We start from the raw sequence: 17,003 nt of genomic DNA on the forward strand, positions 1-17,003 counted from the left end.
CTGCCCCCGTGCTGCCGCCTTTGCGCGATGCGGTGCTGAACGGCCGGTTTTTCGGCGCGGCCAATGCCGAGGCCGCCACCCGCCTGGCGGAAATGCTCGCCGGCCAAAGCTCCCCCCTCTCCACCTGGTTCGGCGCCGATGCGAAAACCCTGATCCATGATCGCGCGGCGCTGGCGGCACGGCTGGACCATGACATCGCCCAGCTGGATGCGATGATCGCCGCGCAGCTCGACGAAATCCTGCATCACCCCCGGCTGCGCCGGCTGGAGGGGAGCTGGCGCGGCCTCGCCTGGCTGGCCGCGCGCCTGCCGCTCTCCGGCCGGGTGAAACTGCGCGTGCTCTCCGCCGGCTGGGGCGAGATCTGCCGGGATCTGGAGCGCGCCGCCGCGTTCGATCAGAGCCAGCTCTTCCGCCGTATCTATGAGGATGAATTCGGCATCGCCGGCGGCGAGCCCTACGGGCTCCTGGTCGCGGATTACGAGGTCCGCCACCGCCCCGGCCCGGGCGCCATCACCGATGATGTCACCGCTCTCTCCTCGCTCGCCGCCGTTGCCGCCGCCGCCTTCGCGCCGCTGGTCATCGGCGCCGCCCCGGCTCTGTTCGGGGTGGACGAGTTTTCCGAGCTCAGCGGTGTGGCTGATCCCGCCTCCAGCATGGCCTCGGCCGAGTATCAGCGCTGGAAGCGCCTGGGCATGCTGGATGATTCGCGCTTTCTCGCGGTCACCCTGCCGCGCCTGCTGATGCGCCTGCCCTGGGCGGAAACGCTCGCCCGCCATCGCGGTTTTCGCTATCAGGAGCGGCTGCGTGACGGCACCGGCCGCGTTTCCAGCACGGCGGGCTATCTGGTCGCGGCCTGCGTCATCCGCGCCTTCGAAACCTTCTCCTGGCCCGCCGATATCCGCGGCTACGACATTGACCGTCTCGGCGGCGGCGTCATCGAGGATCTGCCCGAGCCCTGGTTCTCCACCGACCCCGCCGATGGCTTCGGCCGCCCGGCCCCGGATGTGATGCTGACCGACCGGCAGGAGCGGGCTTTGGTCGCCGCCGGGCTGCTGCCGATCTGCGCGCTACCCTATGGCGGCGAGGCGCTGATCGGCGCCGCGCGCAGCCTGCAGACGCCCACCACCAACTATATCGGCGCCAATGCCGGTGTTGCCGCCGCCAATGCCCGGCTCTCCGCACAGTTCAACAGCGTCATCTGCGTCGCCCGCTTCGCGCATTATGTGAAGATCATGGGCCGCGAGATGACCGGCTCCTTCAAAACCGGTCCCGAAATTCAGCGCCGCCTGCATGACTGGCTGATGCGCTACACCAATTCCAACACCTCCGCCGGGCCGGAGACGATGGCGCGCTACCCGCTGCGCGATGCCAGCGTGAAGGTGGAAGAGGTGCCGGGCAAGCCCGGCGTGTTCACCTGCGCCATCCATCTGCAGCCGCATTTCCAGCTGGACGATGTCGCCGTCTCCTTCCGGCTGATGACCGAGCTGGCCGCCCCCGGCCAATCATGACCCACCCAATTTCTGAAATGGAATCACGCACATGGTAGAGACCGCCCTTCAGGCCGCCGATCTGTTCCGCGCCGGCCGCCTGGCCGATGCGCTGGCCGCCGCCAATGCCGAGGTGAAGGCTGCCCCCACCGATCTCGGCCGCCGCGTGCTGCTGGCTGAGCTGCTGCTGTTCTCCGGCAATCTGGAACGCGCCGACGTGATCCTGGATGCCGCCGGCCAGCTCGACCCCTCGGTTGCCGTCGTCGTCTCGGAATTCCGCCAGCTGCTGCGTGCCGAGACCGCGCGGCGCCAGCTCTACCGCGATGGCCGGGTGCCGGAGCTGCTGGGGGATCTGGAGCCGACCGGCCAGGCCTCGATGAAGGTGCTGGTGGCGCTGCGCGAGGGCAATCTGGCCGAAGCCGCCGCCGCCGCGCAGGAGGCCGAGGCGCTGCGCCCGCGCATCACCGGCACCGTCAACGGCCAGAGCGTCGATGATTTCCGCGACGCGGATGACCTGATCCCCGGCTATATCGAAACCCTGACCACCACCGGCAAATATTTCTGGATCCCGGTCTCGCGCATCGAGAGCCTGGAATTCCACCCGCCCAAGCGCCCGCGCGACCTCGCCTGGCGCCGCTGCTCGATGAGCGTGACCGCCGGGCCGGATGGCGATGTCTATATCCCCGCCCTCTATTTCACCGCCGAGGACACGGATGACGCCCACCGCCTCGGCCGCGCCACCAGCTGGAGCGAGGGCGAAGGCCCGGTGCGCGGCATCGGCCAGCGTGTGTTCCTGGCCGGGGAAGAGGATCTGACGATCATGCAGCTCGACGCGCTGAGCTTCCAGCCGGCCGCATGAGCGACGACACGCTCAGCCGCGGCGCCAACGCCAATCTCTTCATCGAGCGGATGCGCGATTCCGGCGCGCGGGTGAAGCTCTCGGTGCTGGACCGGCTGCTCGACGATGCCCCGGAGATGGAGCGCGACCGCCCGCTCTCCGCCACCGAGGCGCTGAGCGTGCTGCGCCGCGCGGTGCGGCGGGATCTGGAGGCGCTGCTGAATGGCCGCCGCCGCCTCGCCTCGGTGCCTTCAGGGCTCAACGAGCTGGCCAATTCCTCCTTCACCTTCGGCCTGCCGGATTTCACCGCTGGCGCGATGCAGGAGGATGGCGCGCGCGAGACGCTGCGCCGCGAGATCGAGCGCAGCATCCGCCAGTTCGAGCCACGGCTGATCCAGGTGGCGGTGAAGCTGGTGCCGGCGAAGGAGGAAACCAGCACCACGCTGCATTTCCGCATCGACGCGCTGCTGCAGGCGGACCCGGCCCCCGAGCCGATCAGTTTCGAGACATTGGTGAACGCCGCCACCACCGACATCGCGGTCGCCGGAGGCGAGATTGGCTGATACGCTGCTGCCCTATTTCAACCAGGAGCTGGCGGCCATCCGCCAGCTCGCGGCGGAATTCGCCCAGGCGCACCCCAAGGTCGCCGGCCGGCTGCGGCTGAGCCCGGACACGGTGGACGACCCGCATGTGGCGCGGCTGCTGGATGGTGTCGCCTTCCTCTCCGCCCGCGCCCAGGCGCGGCTGGATGATGAATTCCCGGAACTCACCGACACGCTGCTGGATATTCTCTATCCGCACTACCTCGCGCCGTTCCCCTCCTGCGCCATCACCCAGTTCAGCGCCAAGCCGGACCTCGCCGCCCAGGTGGAGGTTCCCGCCGGGTTCGAGCTGGAGACCGAAGCCGTGCGCGGCCAGAGCTGCCGCTATCGCACCACCAGCCCGCTCACCCTCTGGCCGGTGAAGCTGGAGAGTGCCCGCCTCACCGGTCTGCCCTTCACCGCACCGGTCAACCAGCTTGCCAATGGCGCGGTGGCGGTGCTGCGGCTGGTCTTCACCACGCTGAACCCGGATGTGAAATTCAGCCAGCTCGGCATGGATAGGCTGCGCCTGTTCCTGCGCGGCGGCCAGGCGGCGGCATTGCAACTCTACGAGCTGCTGGCCGCGCATACGCTGGGCGTCGCGCTGGCGGATACGCCGGGGGATCTCTCGCCAGTGCTGCTGCCGGCCAGTGCCGTGCAGGAGGTCGGCTTCGCGCCGGAGGAGGCGCTGCTGCCCTGGCCGGCGCGCAGCTTCGAAGGCTTCCGCCTGCTCAGCGAATATTTCGCCTTTCCGCAAAAATTCATGTTCCTGGACCTCGCCGGGCTCGGCGCCAAGACGCTGGTGCAGGACAGCAACCGGCTGGAGGTGTTTCTCTATCTCGACCGGACCTCGGCCGAGCTGGAGCGCGGGGTCGATGCCAATATGTTCGCGCTCGGCTGCACGCCGATGGTCAATCTCTTCGCGCAGCGTTGCGAGCCGGTGGCGCTGGACCATACCACCACCGAATATCGCGTGCTGCCGGATGCCAGGCGCGCCAGCGTCACCGAGATCTGGAGTGTCTCCAGCGTGCGCGAGGTGCGCCAGGACGGCACCAGCCGGCCCTTCCTGCCCTTCTACCGGCTCAGCCGTAACGAGGCCTCGGCGCCAGGCGAGGGCGGGTCCTATCTCGTCGCGCGGCGGGACGGGCCGGCCGCCCTTGGCGGCACGGACAGTTTCATCTCGCTGTTCGATGCCGGCTTCGACCCCGAGGCGAAGCTGGACAGCGTGCTCTCCGTCGAGGCGCTCTGCCTCAACCGGGACCTCCCGGCCGATCTGCCCTTCGGCGGCGGCAGGCCGGGGCTGAAGGCCTTGCAGCCCCATACCGGGATCGCGGCGATGGCCTGCGTCACCCCGCCGACGCCGACGCTGCGCCCGGAGCGGCGGGCGCGCAAAGCCTGGCGGCTGATCTCGCACCTCTCGCTCGGCCATCTCTCCGTCACCGGCGGCGCGGAAGGGGCGGCGGCGCTGAAGGAAATCTTGCGCCTGTATGATCTGCGCGAAACCGCCGATACCCGCGCCGCGATCGAGGCTCTGCTCGCCGTCACCGCCCGCCCCGGCACGGCGCGCGTCCCCGGCGCGCGGCTGGGGGCCTTCTGCCGGGGGCTGGATGTGGAGCTGGAATTCGACCAGCGCGCCTTCCAGGGCTCCGGCCTCTATCTGCTGAGCGCGGTGCTGGCGCGCTTCCTGGCGCTGCATGCCAGCATCAACTCTTTCGTGCGCACATCCGTGCGGCTGCGCGGCAAGCCGGAGCCGGAGCTGCGCTTTCCGCCCCGCGCCGGGGCCAAGGTGCTGCTCTAGACGATGGCGCCGAAATCCCCGCTCGAACGCCTGGCCGCCACCCCGCATCTGTTCCGCTTCGATGCGGCGGTGCGGCTGTTGCGCCTGGCCGCCCGCACCCGGCACAAGGATGACGCGGTGCGCTTCGCCGCGCCGCCGAGCCTGGCCCAGCCGGTCGCCGAGGTGCTGGAGGCGCAGGCGCCCTCGGGTGGCCGTCGCGCCCGGCTGGTCAGCACCCTGATCGGGCTGATCGGCCCCTCGGCCGAGATGCCGCGCTGGTACACCGAGCTGCTGGCCCAGGCCAACCGGCAGAAATCCCGCGCCGTGCTGGATTTTTTCGATCTGCTGGCGCAGCGCCTGATCTCTGGCTTCGCCCTGGCCGGCGCCAAATACCGGCTGCCGCGCTCGGCCGAGCAGGCGGCGCAGGCCGGGGTGGAGGAGCCGATCGGCGCCGGGCTGCTCGCCTTCACCGGCTTCGGCACGCCGCATCTGGAACCGCGCCTGCCGGTGGGGGCGGATGCGCTGCGCCATTATGCCGGTTTCTTCGCCGCGCATCCGCGCTCTTCCAGCCGGCTCGCCAGCATGGTCTCGGATTATCTCGGCAGGCCGGTGGAAATCCGGGAATTCGCCGGCGCCTGGCTGCCGATCGCCCCGGACCAGCAAAGCCGGCTGCCGCGCGGGCGCATCCCTGGCGCCTTCTGCGCGCTGGGGCAGGATGCCGCCATCGGCACCCGCGCCTGGGACCAGCAGGCGCGCTTCATCGTGCGCATCGGCCCGCTCTCGCGCGCCGGCTTCGAGGCGCTGCTGCCGGACAAAGCCTTGCTGCCCGCCTTGGTTTCGCTGATCCGCGCCTATGTCGGCTGGGAGGCGGATTTCGCCATCAATCTGGTGCTGGACGCGCAGGAAATCCCGCCGCTCAGCCTGGGCGGCGGGCCGGGCGCGGCGCGGCTGGGCTGGACCAGCTGGGCGCCTTCCTCCACCGCCGGGCTGAAAGGCCGGGTTCTGGTGGACGAGACCCTGTTCAGCGCCGAAACAGTGGAGCGGCTTTCCGCGTAAACCGGATCGTTGCTCTCGCCTAACGGGAGGGTTGGCGCTACAATCCCGCTCAAATCAAGGAGGTTTTAGACCATGCGCAAAACCAGCTTCAAACTCGCTCTTTCTGGTGTGCTGCTCAGCGCCGCCTTTGCCGCGCCCGCCCTGGCGCAAAGCGCGCAACAGCTGATCAACCAGCTCAAGCCCAGCGGCGCGCTGAGCGACACCACCCGCGGCATCAAGCCGATTGCCCCCGGCGAGGCCCCGGCCCCGGCGATGCAGGCCAGCCCGGCCGCGATGCCGGCGATGAACGCGCCAGCCGCGAAGCCGCAGGCGATGCCGGCCGCGCCTTCGGCCAACCTGATCGTGGATTTCGCCTCCGGCTCGGCCGTGCTCACCCCGCAGGCCCGCGCCACTTTGGATCAGCTTGGCAAGGCGCTGACCAGCCAGCAGCTCGCCGCCTATCATTTCAAGATCGTCGGCCATACCGACACAACTGGCACCGCGCCGCAAAACCAGACCCTCTCCGAGCAGCGGGCCGATGCGGTGAAATCCTATCTGCAGACCAAGTTCGGCGTCGCTGATACCCGCCTGCAGGCCAGCGGCGTCGGCGAGGCGGATCTCGCCGTGCAGACCCCGCCGAACACCCCCAACCGCCAGAACCGGCGCGTCGAAATCATCAATATCGGCCAGTAACCATCTGCCATGGGGGGGCGGGGCGGAAACGAGGACGATACCATCGTCATCCGGAGCGCCCCTCCGGCCATTGCTTCACGCCGGCGCGGCCTGCTGAAGGCCGGGCTTGGCGGCGGTGCCGCGATGCTGGCGCTGGCCGGGTTCGGCGTCGCCTGGTGGGCACGCGGGCCAGCACCAATCGCCATCGGCACCGCCAGCGAAGCCGAGATCGACGCCACCCAGCCCTGCGAGACCATCGTCACCTATTTCGCACCTGACAAATCCGTCGTGGTGGTGGATTTCCCGTCTCTGCTGGCCCAGGGCCAGGCTTTGGACCGGGTGGCCGCCTTCGTCGAAAAAGCCAATGTCCCGCATGACCGGCTGCTGGACGATGCCGCGTTGAACGCCGCCATCGCCGCCAGCGGCGAAACGGTCGCCAGCTATTATTACGGCCATGATTATCAGGCGGCGGATCTGGCGCGGTTCTTCGCTCTGGCGAAATCCGAGAATATCCAGCTCAATCCAGAGGAATTATGGCTGCGCCGGCTGCTGCGCCAGCTCGGCTGGCTGCGGGCGGGGGCGAATGGCGCGCTGATCACCCTGCCGGCGGCGGGCGGCGATGTCTCGCCCGAAATGCGCGCGGTGATTTTGCGCCATGAAATCTCCCATGGCGCCTTCTACACCGTTCCCGGATACCGGCATTACACCGAACGCTTCTGGGCCGGCCTGACGCCGGCAGACCGCGCCGCCTTCACGGGCTTCCTCGGCCGCCAGGGCTACGATACCAGCCTGACCGAGCTGATGCTGAATGAAACCCAGGCCTATCTGATCTTCACCCGCGACCCGCGCTTCTTCAACGCTGCGGCAGTGGGGAAAACCGAAGCCGAGATCGACCAGCTGCGCCAGGGCTTCATCGCCAACATGCCAAATTTCTGGCTCACCCCGCTCGCCACCGCGCCGCTGCCACCGGTGCCGGCGAACATGCCGACATGCCCGACAAAGCAGGCGATGGCGGTGACGGGGCAGAGGCGGTTATGTTTGTGTTATCGCAAAGGCGGGTTTTTCGTAGCGTAAGTTATGGCAAGAAGTGTCAAGTGTTTATTTTGACGCCAGCGCGTCAATCTCAATACATAATGCCTTCGCGTTTGAGCAATAATCACTTGATCTGAACCGGAAGGTTCAGATCAAGTGATTGAAATTTCTCGCCAATAAAAAGTTAGAGTATTTTTTATTTGATGAAAATTACTCTAGATTATCGGCCCGGCATCGTAAATGAGGCGTGCGGTACGTTTACATCCATCATATTACGGATATTTGCAGCAGCGTAGACCTGCGTGATGCCGGCTAGATATGCTTTGAATGTCGAGGCTTTTGCAGCTTCAGCATTATGCGGCGCAAAAACGATACCTAACTTGGCTTCATGAGGGCTGCGGACCCGAATATAGCCAAAATTAAACAAGCCGATAAGTTCGCGACCCAACACGCGCGGTCGGCGTGCGCTCGCTTCCCACAGCATGTCGTCCACGACGCCGCCGACAGAGCCAGCGGCAAGATGAAATTGAGAAAGCCCCTGTACGCCGCCCAGCACCCATGCATCGTTCTGGAGAGGCCACCAGGCTTTTTCTTTCAAAACACTGCCGGTTCGATTAGAGCCTGAATCGCGGTCGTTGAATGTAGTGTTTCCGGACTTATTCTGCATCGGCGCCGCGGCTGTTGTACCCATATTTGCGAGCAGATCTTCGTCATCTCTAAGCTCGATACCACCCAGAACGAGCATGGAAAGATTATTGTCACGTGCATTACAATAAAGCGCCCATGCGTGTTCGACTTCCTTTGCCCAAGGCTTTGCGCGCTTTTTGTACCAACCGGGCATTTGTCGTTCGTAACGGCTTTGAAGTGAGTTCAAGTCAGACACGAAATCTTGTTTCTTGTACATGTGCACCCCCGTTGTTTAGCGCGCTAAATCAAACGAATTACCGAGTGAACGATGTCTAGCACAACTTCAAGTATGTTAAGATTTTTTCTACTCTTGGCGTTTTTCTGAAATAGACAATGTTTTTCAAGTCTCGACGGCTAAACCGCGGCTATTTCGCCAGCGTCACCACCGGGATCGCCGCCACCGAAATTTTTGCTCCCCCCGCCGCAGCATTCTGCAACGCCTGGCGTAAGGCCGGCAGATAATCGCTGGCGGTCTCATCCTGCGGCCGCAGCTTGGCAAAGAGCGGCACTGAGGAGGCGATGGAGATGATCATGTCCGTCCCAAACGGCGCGCTCACCTGCCAGCTCGCCCCGCCATGCGCCGGATCGCCGAGACCCTTGGCGGCGCCTGCGGCGAATTGCCGCGCGGCGTCGCTGCTAGTGGGGTAGAGATGCAGCACCGAGCCATCGGAGGAGAAATAATCCGTCTCCAGATAGCCGCTGAAATTCGGCATCGTCTCGTCGATGGTGATCAGATCATTGTTGTAAAGCTGGGTCTTGCCGCCGGCGAGGGCGAGGGACAGCGCGCCATCGCTGCCGGGGAACAAGGCGTGGTACGGGCGGATCGTATCCAGAGCCGTGCAATAGGGCCCGTCCACGGTATCGATCTGGTTCACGATGCCGCCGGGATCTGGCAGGGATTGAATGGCGCCGCTCAACGCGGCCTGCGGCGCGCCCGCCCCGGCCAGGCCGGTCAGGGTTTGCGTTGGCAGATTGGCGCTGAGCAGGGTGCAGGGCAGAGCGCCCAGCGTCGCGCTGTAGCGCGCCTGCAGCTGAGCAGGTGTGAGGGCGGGAGCAGGGGCCGGTTTCGGCGCCACCGGCGCGGGGGCTTGCGCCACGGCGGGAGCGGGCGGCGGTGCCGCCTGTTTATGGCCGCCGAACAACGCATATCCGCCACCGCCCAGCACCGCCAGCACCAGCACGGCGGCGCCCCCCAGCACTGCCGGGCTCGGGCCGTTTTTCGTACGTACCGGTGCCGGCGCGGGCGGGGGCGTTGCCGCCGCCGGGGCGCTGGGGCGGCGCGGGGCCACCATCGTCGCCTCGGCATCGCCGAAATCCTCAGCCCCAAGGCCGAAACTCTCCACCGCCGCGGTCTTCGCCTCAGCCGCCTCACGCAATGCCAGAGCAAAATCGGATGCCGCGGCGAAGCGGTCCTCCGGCCGTTTCGCCATCGCCTTTCTCACCACCGCATCCAGCGCTGGGGTCACGCTCACGGAGAGCGCGGAGGGCGGCGGCGGCTCGGTATGCAGCACCTTGTGCATGATCGCGGTCAGCCCGCCCTCGAACGGCTTTTCCCCGGTCAGCAGCTGATACAGCATTACGCCCGAGGAATAGAGATCCGTGCGCGCATCCACGGTCTGCCCCATGAATTGTTCCGGGGACATGTAAGAGGGCGTGCCCAGCATGGTGCCGGCCTGGGTCATCGAGCTGCTCTCGATCCGGGCGATGCCGAAATCTGCGATCTTCACCTCGCCGGCCTGGGTCAGCATGATATTGGCGGGCTTGATATCGCGATGCACGACGCCGCGCCCGTGGCTGTATTGCAGCCCGGCCATCAGCCCCTCCATCAGCCGCACGATCTCGGGCACGCCGAAGCGCTCGCCCTTGTCCAGCACATGTTTCAGCGTCGTGCCGTCGACGAATTCCATGACGATATAGGCGATTTCAGGGGTTTCGCCGTAATCGAAGACACCGACGATGTTGGGGTGGCTGAGCCGCCCGGCCGCCTGCGCCTCGCGCTTGAAGCGGGCCAGCTCCTCCTGGGCTTCCACATCCTCGGCATCCGGCAGCTTGACGGTCTTGATCGCCACGCGCCGGTCGATGATCGGGTCATAGCCCTCATACACCGTGCCCATGGCGCCCTTGCCCAGCACCTGGCGCAGCTCGTATTTGCCCAGCATTTCGGTCATGGTTTGGTTATAGCCGTCACTTGCCGGAACCGGAAAGAGCTTCGGCGCCGCCATCGCCGATGACGGTGAAGGCGGCCCAGTAAAACGGATCCGCGATCTGCGCCGGGAAGCCCTTGCCGGCACCGCTGATCAGCGCCAGCTGCGCCGCCCGCAAGCTGCCCGCCGCCCCGCCGGCGCTGGCCGCATGCAGGCGCGAGAGCGTATCGGCAACCAGATAGGCCGAGACCTGATCATTTACCGACCATTGCGTCACCAGCATTGCCCGCGCGCCGGCGAAGAAGAAGCTGCGCGCGAGGCCCGAGAGCGCTTCGCCGCCTTCCTCGCCGCCGCCGGTATTGCAGGCGGAGAGCACGACGAGATTGGCATCCAGCTTCAGCCCCATCACGTCGCTGGTGGTCAGCTGCGCCTGGTCGGCGGATGCCGCTCCCGCCGGGGCGGAGGTGACGATCGCCGGCTCCGCCTGGCAGGGCAGGTCGGTGGGCAGCAGCGCATGGGTGGCGAAATGCAGGATCTGGAAATTCTTCAGATCCGCTTTTTCCACATCCGGCACGGTGAAGCCGGCACCCAGCAGCTCATCCTGCGGCCCGGCGCCGAAGATCGCCGAGGCCGCCTGCAATTCCAGCTTGGCGTAAGGCAGCTGCGGCAGCCCGGCGAATTCGGCCGCGGCCTGCGGGCAGGCGGCGGGGCTGTAGGTCGCCTGGGCCTGGGCCAGGCTCACCGGCCGGAAATCGCCGAAGCCGAACCAGGGCTGCTTCGCCGCCGACGTTCCTTCGGCCCGGCGTAGGGAAACGAAATTCGCCGCGGCCGGCACATAGGCCAGGGTGGTCTGGCGGATCAGCCAGGGCGCGTGCGCCAGATCCGTGGCGCTGGCCGGGCCGGTGGGCAGCAGCGCGAAGGGCAGGGCCAGCAGCGCGCCGGAGGGCGCCACCACCAGATCATGCACCCCCGCCATCTGCGCCGCGAACGGGCCCAGCGTATCGGCATAGATCGTCGCCGCGTCGGCCATGTCGAACGCCGGCAGACCATTGGTGCCGGGTTCGATGCTGGCGCGCACCTGCTTCACCAGCCGCGCCATGCCGCGATCGGTCTCGTTCGCCTGGGCCACGTCCACGCGTCCGGCATGCAGGAAGAACAGCCAGCTATGCCGGGGCGTGGTGGTGATGCCGAGGAAGGCCTCATCCGGGCGCAGCAATTTCAGCACCTCGGTCGCGGGTACCACCTGCTGCACCAGCTGCCCGTAATTCGGCGCCGCCGCCTGCTCGGCCAGCCCGGCCTGTTGCAGCCGCGCGGTGGCGGCGGCGATGTCCTTGTCCAGCCTGGCCAGCGCCGCGCCATTATTGGCCGCGTGCGCCGCCTGGTCGCGCTGCTGATAGAGATCGGCCAGCCGGTGCTGCGCATCCTGCTGGGCGCGGATGGCGCTTGCCACTTTCGGATCGCTGGCGCTGGAGGCCAGCCGCGCCGCCGCCTGGGCGATTTCCTGGGTGGTGACGCTGCCCTGGGTGAGTTCGGCGGCCTCGAACATTTCGCCATGCAGCGTGCCGGCCCGGGCCGGATCATCCGTGGCCGCCTTGGCGTAAACATCCAGACATGGCCCGATCAGCCCGGCGGTGCCGCCCAGGCGCAGCTTGCGCAACAGCGCGATACCGTCACGGCAGGCGGATAAAGCGGCCTGGGTGTCGCCGCTTTGCGCCAGCGCCGCGCCGCGCAGCAGATCCGTCTGCGCCACCGGCCGGCTGCCGGGCAGGGCGTCGTTGAACGAGGCCGCCGCCCTGGCCAGATCCGCCGCCGCCGCCGCCGGCTGCCCGTTCGCGCTGGCCAGCACGGCGCGGGTGCGGTCCAGCCGCGCATCCAGGGAGGGCGGTTCCAGCCCGTTGGCGCTGGCGATGCGCCGGGCATTGGCGATGGCCGCGTCGCTGCCGGCCCGGTCGCCGATCCGCTCCAGCACCAGCGCCTGATAGCGCCAGCACTCGATCACCCCGAGCAAGGCCGCCTGCGTCACCGGGCTGTTCAGCGTCACCTGGTCGGCCAGCAGCGTATCCGCCCCCGCCGGCGCGCTGATCGAGAACAGCGCGTTATTCTGCGCGGCCTGCGGCTGCGCCTGCAGCAAGGCTGGCGGCACCAGCGCGGCATAAGCCTGCCGGGCCTCCTGCAGCCGCGCCAGCGCGCGCTGGCTCTGCCCTTGGTTGAGCGCGTCCAGCGCCTCGTCATAGCGCAAAACCGCCGGCGCGGTGGGGTCGCTGGCGCGCGGTGCCAGTGCGGCGGCGGTGGCGAACTGCGCCTGGGCCTGGGCGTACAGGCCCTGGTTGGAAAGGTTGAGCCCCAGCGCCAGCATCGGGATCACCGTGCCGGGATTGTCCGCGCCGAGCTTCTTCTGCTGCAGCGCCAGCGCGGCGCGGTAGGCGATGACCGCGGCGGGGAAATTCTCCGCCTGATTGGCCTGCGCGCCCAGCGCCATCAGCGCGTCATACTGGCCGACATCGCCGGAGCTGAACGCATGCGCTGCCAGCCTTTGCGCCAGTAGCTGGTCGGATTGCGCGACCCCGGCCTGGCCGGCGGCGGCGGCGGGAACCCGGCCGCTGACCACGCCGATGCCGCGCTGCATCGCCGGCAGTGCGGGCTGCACGCCATCAGCGTAATAAACCTTGCCGTCGATCTCCGCCGCCAACGCCACATAGGGCCAGCCGCCGAAACGCTGGGTGCAGGGCAGAATTTCAGCCGGCACGCCATCGAGGATTCGCGCCGGCTGCGGCGCCTCGCAGACATAGGCGGCATCCAGCCCGGCCCGCCACGGGCTGCTGGCGGCAAGGCCAGGCAGGGTGGCCGCGCTGGCCGCGCCGCCAATCTGCACATGCGCACTCGGCTGGTCCCAGCTGCCGCAATAAATATCAGCCCGGCCATCGGCCAGCCTTTGCAGGGTGCAGCCCTCCCCGGCGCTGTTCTGCCCCACCGGCAGGCCGGTGCTGGTGCTGCTGGCCTGCTCATAGGCGCTGGCCGGCGGCTTGCTGCAGCCCGCCACCGTGAGCAGCAGCGCCAAGGCGGCGGGCGTGTGGATAAAACCTGCAATCCTCATGGCCTGCCCTTTTAAAAATCCCGCGCCGCGACCCCGGGCTGCGGCACATTCTTGTCCAGCTTCTTGCGCTTGCGCGGCGAGAGATCGAAATTCTGCAGCGGGCTGGCTTGCGGCAGCCCGGCAATGGGCAGGATGGTGCAGTTCACCGAGCCGATCGGGCAGGTATTGAACCGGTATCCCGGCTGCGGGAAGGGGAAGGCGGAGCCGTTACCGGCCGCGGTCGGGCCGGTGATGCTGCCGATGGAGCCGGTCATGTCGGTCGAGGCCGCGCTCACCACTTCCAGATGCAGCACGTTGATATTGCCGGTGATCACCCCGGCCGGTCCGCTGGCCAGGACCAGATCGGTATTCGGCGCGTCGAGCAGCCCCGGGGTCGGCGCCAGCGCGATGCTGCCGCTGCCGCCAAGGCGCATGAACAGGGCCGCGACCGGGCTGGCATTGCCGAGATAGGCGGCGAGGTTTGGCCCGGAATCGATGTAGAAGGTCCCGGTGGAGACGATTGACGGGTCGCTGCTCACCAGCACGGAATCGATTCCGGTGCGCGGCTGGGTGGCCGTGCTGCTGATGGTGGAGCCGCTCAGGAACAGGCCGCCGGCCGGGTTGCCCTCCAGCGTCAGCGCGCCGCTGGCGGTGATGCTGGCGACATTGGCGACCAGCGGGCCCAGCAGCGTCAGCGCCTCGCTGTCATTGAGCAGGAAGGTTCCGCCCGGCATCAGGAAGCTGCCCAGCGTGGCGATGTCGCCCGGCCCGGTGAAATCCGCCAGTTGGCCGGCGGTGCCGCTCAGCGTGCCGGCATCCAGGCTGCCCGCCAGGTGCAGAATCTCGCCGCTGGCCTGCAAAGCCAGCGCGCCGGTGATGTCGGTGGCGCCGGAGAGGGTGATCGAAGGGGCGCTGATCGTCGCCGTCGCCGCGCTGATCGATCCGCCGGTCTGCACGACCGCGCCGTTGGCGGTCAGCTTCAGGCTGTTGCCGATCCGCGCGGTGCCGCTGCTGGTGAAGCCGCCGGCGGCGCCCAGCGTGGCGTTCTGCGCGCTCAGCGTCCCCGCCAGTTCGTTGACATTGGCGATGCTCACATCGCCGCTCGCGGTGACATTGCCGAGCTGGGTGATGGCGGTGCCGCTCAGCGAGATTGCGCTGGCAACCGCATTGAAGACCGGCGTGCTGACCAGCCCGCCGGATTGGCCGATGGCGCCGCCGCTGGCGAGGTTGAGGGCCTGCCCGGCGGTGATGTCGCCGCTCAGGGTGAGCGGGGTGCCGGTGGTCAGCTGCACCAGGCCGGTCGCCGCGAACGCCCCCAGCACCGGCACCAGATTGCCCGGCTGGCCGAAGCGGGCGTTGCCGCCGATGGTGCCGCCATCGCTGGTCAAGGCGGCGGCGGTGATGCTGCCGCCGGTCTGGGTGATGCTGCTGGCATCCCACAGCGCCAGCGTGCCGCCCAGCGCCACCGGCGCGCTGATGGCGAGCGGCGTGCCATCCGCCATCGCCAGCCCGCCGACAGCGGTGAAATTGCCGAGCTGATCGATCCGGTTGGCGCCGTTATTGAGCACCGCGCCGCCGGAGAGGCTGCCCGTCCCGGTGGTCAGCAGCGCGGTGGTGATCGCGGCGTTGCCGCCCTCGCTGGCGCTGCCGCCATTCAGCTGCAAGGCGCCGCCGGCATCGAGCACGCCGTTCAGGGCCAGGCTCGGCGCATTCAGCGTCACCGTGCCGGCGCTGAGCGCGCCGGTTTGCGCCAGCACCGCGGCGCTGGTCAGGTCGATGGCGCCGGTTGCCGCCAGATCATTCACCACCGGCAACAGATTGCCCGGCTGGGCCATGATGATGTCGCCCTGCACGGTCCCCAGGCTGCTCAACGTGCCCGTGCTCACCGCCCCGCCGCTTTGCAGGACGCTGCCGGTGCTGGCCAGCAGCAAGCTGCCGGGAACCAGCACGCTGCCGGCGAGGTTCAAGCCGTTGCTGGTCAGTATGGCATTGCCGGCGGAGAGGCCGCCGGCCTGGCTGAGGGCGCCGGCATCGCGCAGGCGCAGCGTGCCGGTAGCGCTGAAATTCGCCAGCGTGCCGATGCTGTTGCTGGCCGCATCGAGCGTCGCGTCGCCGCTGATATTTCCAGTCAACAGCGTGGCGTTGATGGAACCGGTGGTCTCGCTCACCCCATTGCTGGCGGTGAGCGCCAGCATGCCGGCGGTGATCGGCGCCGCCAGCGTGAGGGTGCTGCCGGTGAGGCTGACCTGCTGGCCGCTGAGCGCGCTGGCCTGGGTGATCGCGCCGGCGCTGCGCAGCACCAGCCCGCCGCTGGTCGAAATCGGCCCGGTGATGGTCAGTGGCTGGGTGTCGGCCAGGGTGAAATTGCCGCTTCCGGGCGTCTGGGCGCTGCTCTGGGCGAAGCCGCCGCTGCCCAGCGTGAAGCTGCCGAGCATGCCGAAGTTGTTGGTACCCTGGCCGAGATCGACATCGCCGAGGATCTGCCCGCCTTGCTGCAGCAGGCTGGCGCTGAGCACATTCCCGGCGGTGGAGGTGATGCCGGCGCCGCTGGCCAGCGCCAGCGTGCCCGGCAGGCTCAGCGTGCCGGCGAAGCTTATGCCGTTGGCGGAGAGGGAGAGCAGCTTCGTCGACAGGCTGGCCGCCCCATCGGCGACGATGCCGCCTTGGGTGGAGATATCCAGCCGCGCCGCCGAGATCGCCCCCAGCAGCGTGCCGGACAGATCCAGCCCCGCCGCGCCGCCGCCCAGATCCACAGTGCGGGTGGCGGTCAGCGGCGAGATGTCCACGGTGCCGTTGCCGGCCTGGATCGCGCCGCCCGCATCGTTGATCGTATCGGCCGTCAGGCTGACATGCGGGCTGATCAGGGTGTTGCCCAGATCCAGGGTCGGCGCCGCGAGGGCGATGGTGCTGCCGGCACTGATCCCGCCCGCGACGCTGAGCGCGCCGGCATCGTTGATGGCGATGCCGCCGGCGGCGGTCAGGCCGGTGACGCTGGCGATGCTGTTGGCGCCGCCGGTCAGTGCGATGCTGCCCCCGCTGCCGGAGAGGCTGGAGAGGGTGAGCCCGTTGCCGCCGGTCTGGTTGATCGCGCCGCTCGCCGTCAGGCTCAGCGCGGTGGCGTTGATCTGGCCGTTCAGCGCCAGGCTGGTGCCGGTGAGGGCCAGATTGTTAGCACTGAGGTTGCCGGTCTGGGTCAGCCCGCCGGTGCTGTTCAGCGCGACGAGGGCATTGGCGAAGGACACCGCGCCCTCGCTGAGGATGCTGTTGGCGGTGGCGCCGTCGGCGGCACCCAGCCTGATCACCGCGCCGCTGGCAAAGGCGCTGACCAGGGCTTGCGATAATTGCAGCCCCGCCAGCCCGGTGCCGCCGAGATCCAGCCCGCCGGCATTATACGGGGCGATGGCGATCGTCCCCGCCGCCAGGCTGCCGCCGGTCCCCTCCAGCAGGCCGGCGGTGACCAGCGCCAGGCTGGTGCCAGCACTCACCGGGCCGTTCAACGTCATCGTGCCGATATTGGCGATCAGCATGTCCCCGCCAGCGCTCAGGCTGCCGAGCGTGGCAATGCTGTTGGTCCCACCCAGCGCGATGGAGGTGCCAGCGCTGCCGGTGAGGCTGGCGGCGTTCAATTTCGCACCTGCCCCCTGGCTGATCGCGCCGGCGCTCTGGAGGCTGAGCGT

The 17,003-nt window shown here is 68.1% G+C and carries 11 protein-coding genes; 7 read left to right on the forward strand and 4 right to left on the reverse strand.

The genetic code is table 11. The features are described 5' to 3' along the window. Positions 1-8 precede the first annotated feature (8 nt). The 7 genes from tssC (at position 9) to T331_RS18515 (ending at position 7,464) form a co-directional block, all read left to right on the forward strand. The gene (gene tssC, locus T331_RS0114630; protein ID WP_026440566.1) at positions 9-1,508 is read left to right on the forward strand and encodes a type VI secretion system contractile sheath large subunit; all 1,500 of its coding nucleotides are present in this window, start codon (positions 9-11) and stop codon (positions 1,506-1,508) included. Positions 1,509-1,539: 31 nt separating this feature from the next. Continuing rightward, on the forward strand, positions 1,540-2,346 hold the full coding sequence (locus tag T331_RS0114635) for a type VI secretion system accessory protein TagJ (RefSeq protein WP_026440567.1): 807 nt from the start codon (positions 1,540-1,542) through the stop codon (positions 2,344-2,346). After that, complete coding sequence (tssE, locus tag T331_RS0114640) at positions 2,343-2,888, forward strand: type VI secretion system baseplate subunit TssE (RefSeq protein WP_051622404.1); 546 nt, start codon at positions 2,343-2,345, stop codon at positions 2,886-2,888. The genes T331_RS0114635 and tssE overlap by 4 nt, the downstream gene beginning before the upstream one ends. Further along, positions 2,881-4,704, forward strand: coding sequence for a type VI secretion system baseplate subunit TssF (tssF, locus tag T331_RS0114645; protein WP_008493941.1), 1,824 nt, complete (start codon positions 2,881-2,883; stop codon positions 4,702-4,704). Before tssE ends, tssF begins: the two co-directional genes overlap by 8 nt. 3 nt (positions 4,705-4,707) lie before the next feature. After that, positions 4,708-5,739, forward strand: coding sequence for a type VI secretion system baseplate subunit TssG (tssG, locus tag T331_RS0114650; protein ID WP_026440569.1), 1,032 nt, complete (start codon positions 4,708-4,710; stop codon positions 5,737-5,739). 72 nt (positions 5,740-5,811) lie between these two features. Then, on the forward strand, positions 5,812-6,411 hold the full coding sequence (locus T331_RS0114655; protein WP_026440570.1) for an OmpA family protein: 600 nt from the start codon (positions 5,812-5,814) through the stop codon (positions 6,409-6,411). A 9-nt stretch (positions 6,412-6,420) separates the two neighbouring features. Then, entirely contained in the window at positions 6,421-7,464 is a 1,044-nt protein-coding gene (locus tag T331_RS18515; RefSeq protein ID WP_051622405.1) for a hypothetical protein, read from the forward strand. 178 nt (positions 7,465-7,642) lie between these two features. Here T331_RS18515 and T331_RS20025 read toward each other — a convergent pair whose 3' ends face one another. The 4 genes from T331_RS20025 to T331_RS20165 form a co-directional block, all read right to left on the reverse strand. After that, positions 7,643-8,326 carry a hypothetical protein gene (locus tag T331_RS20025; protein WP_155992732.1) on the reverse strand — a complete coding sequence of 228 codons (684 nt, stop codon included), beginning with the start codon at positions 8,324-8,326 and terminating at the stop codon, positions 7,643-7,645. Positions 8,327-8,474: 148 nt separating this feature from the next. Next, complete coding sequence (locus T331_RS18520) at positions 8,475-10,277, reverse strand: serine/threonine-protein kinase (protein ID WP_155992733.1); 1,803 nt, start codon at positions 10,275-10,277, stop codon at positions 8,475-8,477. Between the two features lie 16 nt (positions 10,278-10,293). Next, entirely contained in the window at positions 10,294-13,347 is a 3,054-nt protein-coding gene (locus tag T331_RS0114675) for a CHAT domain-containing protein (RefSeq protein ID WP_026440572.1), read from the reverse strand. An 11-nt stretch (positions 13,348-13,358) separates the two neighbouring features. Beyond that, positions 13,359-17,003, reverse strand: a 3,645-nt coding sequence (locus tag T331_RS20165) for a beta strand repeat-containing protein (protein WP_026440573.1), incomplete at its 5' end; no start/stop codon positions are given.

This window comes from Acidocella facilis ATCC 35904 (assembly GCF_000687875.1).
GTDB lineage: Bacteria > Pseudomonadota > Alphaproteobacteria > Acetobacterales > Acetobacteraceae > Acidocella > Acidocella facilis.